Raw genomic sequence first — 2,005 nt, forward strand, 5'->3', positions numbered from 1 at the left:
CACTGCTACACCCTCAGATCGGAAGAGCCATCAACCCCGGGCGATAGGATCAACAGTGATGTGCCACCGGCCCCGTCTCGTTCAAGGTAGGTGCAATAACTGCGACCATACTGAACTACTTCAGTGGGACAAGGGTGCTCTGGGCATCGATTGACCCCTATTCGCCTCATGGGCACTTGTTCCAGAGTGCGCCTCGCAAGTAAAATATTTTGAGGTCTTGTTTAAATCCGCATGGGTTCCAGGCTCTTCGCAAACGAGGGTGTAGTCGGGGCCTGAATCCGCCAGCTTCGAGGAGTGCTCGGGCGATGTAGTGGGTGAGGTTGCCGAACCCGAGGGCCAGCCCGCGAAGATGCTCAAGTCGTCCATTCACGGCCTCGGTAGGTCCGTTGCTGGTGCGGGGTCGCTCGAAGTAGGCCAGGACATCACAGACGCGTCTGGCCAGGGTGCGGCCGAGCTTGCGCAGCTCGACCAGCGGTCGGGGCACCCCGTCGGCGGGGGCATCGATCACCGAGCTCATCTCGACGCGGCCGGCGACCCGGTTGGGGTCTCGGTAGGCGGAGATCATGCGCTGGTAGATGACCCAGGTGCACTTGATCTGGACGTGCCGGTCCCCGGTGAACAGCTTGTCGAGGCGCTCGTCCTGGCGGTCGGCGAGCAGGTCGGCGCCGGTGTGCAGGGTCCGGCGCGCCGAGTAGAGCGGGTCGTCCTTGCGGCCGCGGTGCCCGTGCACCTCCTGCTGAACGCGGCGGCACTCATCCAGGGCGTCGCCAGCCAACCGGATGACGTGGAACGGGTCCATGACAGTGACCGCGTCCGACAGTTCCTCGGTGGTGGCGGTCTTGAACCCGGCGAACCCGTCCATGGCGACGACCTCGATCCCGTCGCACCAGGCCTGGTCCCGCTGCGCGAGCCAGTCTTTGGACGCCTTCTTGCTGCGGCCCTCGACCACGTCCAGCAGGCGGGAGGGCCCCGTACCGTCCCGGACCGGGGTGAGGTCGATGATGACGGTGACGTACGTGTCGCCCTTCCTGGTGTGCCGCCACACGTGCTCGTCGACCCCGACCACCTTCACCCCCTCGAACCGGGCCGGGTCACCGATCAGGACGCGCCGGCCCTCGGCCAGGACGGCGTCGTTGGCGGTGTCCCACACCACCGCCAACGCCTCGGCGACCCGAACGATGGTCAGGTGCTGCACGACCAGCGCGAGCAACGCCCAGCGCAGCCCACCGCGGGAGATCTTCGCCCGCGGCTCGGCAGCGGCGGTGGTGTCCTGACGCCATACGTGGCCGCACTCGGTGCACCGGTACCGGCGCACGGTGAGCAGCAGCGTGGTCGGGCGCCATCCACACGGCTCGTGCGCCAGTTACCTGGTCACGGTGTCCCGCGCAACGCCCTGGCAGCCGCAACGTCGGCACCAGTCGCCCGGCTCGACGACTCGGCAGGCGAGCACCGAACCGCACTTTTTCCTGCAGGACAAGTACATGGGAAACGGGCTGGTGTACCGCAACGGCCACCTCGAGACCACCGACCGACGGACCCTCAAGGGCGACCTCACCAACGCCAACGGACTGCACGAACTCGGCATCCCGCTGGACATCATCGGCACCGTCGTCCACGACTCCTTCAAGGACACCATCGAGGCCGTGGGAGCAACCGGCGTCCACTTCCACGAGCTCCCCCCACCCTCGGACAAGATGCAGGCCCTCAAACCCGGAGCATGGTGGGCACTGGAGATCACCGGAACCTCACCGACCTACTCCGAGACCTTCCATGACGAACACGTGAGGACCGTGAAACTCCCTGCCGTGTGGACCCTCGAGTCCTACTGCACCGACCCCACCCCCGACGGCCGGGACGGCAGCGGCTTCTACCACCCCGGCGACACGCTCAACATGGTCGTTACCCAACGCGTCGCCGACGCCCTCACCGCGGCCGACATCACGGTCCGCCTCGAAGAAGTCGGCCGCCACCCCCACCCCGTCTGGGACACCGAGGAGTGCGACAA

Annotated in this window: 1 protein-coding gene and 1 pseudogene; one reads left to right on the top strand and one right to left on the bottom strand. The window is 66.5% G+C overall.

Going from position 1 to position 2,005, the window contains the following annotated elements; translation table 11 throughout:
• Positions 1–253: 253 nt before the first annotated feature.
• Positions 254–1,453, bottom strand: a pseudogene (locus tag HMPREF3099_RS05770) (ISL3 family transposase); the annotation flags it as partial.
• A gap of 28 nt (positions 1,454–1,481) precedes the next feature.
• Here HMPREF3099_RS05770 and HMPREF3099_RS05775 point away from each other — a divergent pair.
• Positions 1,482–2,005, top strand: a 524-nt coding sequence (locus tag HMPREF3099_RS05775) for a hypothetical protein (RefSeq protein ID WP_141762013.1), incomplete at its 3' end; no start/stop codon positions are given.

Source organism: Kytococcus sp. HMSC28H12 (genome assembly GCF_001816045.1).
Taxonomy (GTDB): Bacteria; Actinomycetota; Actinomycetes; order Actinomycetales; family Dermatophilaceae; genus Kytococcus; species Kytococcus schroeteri.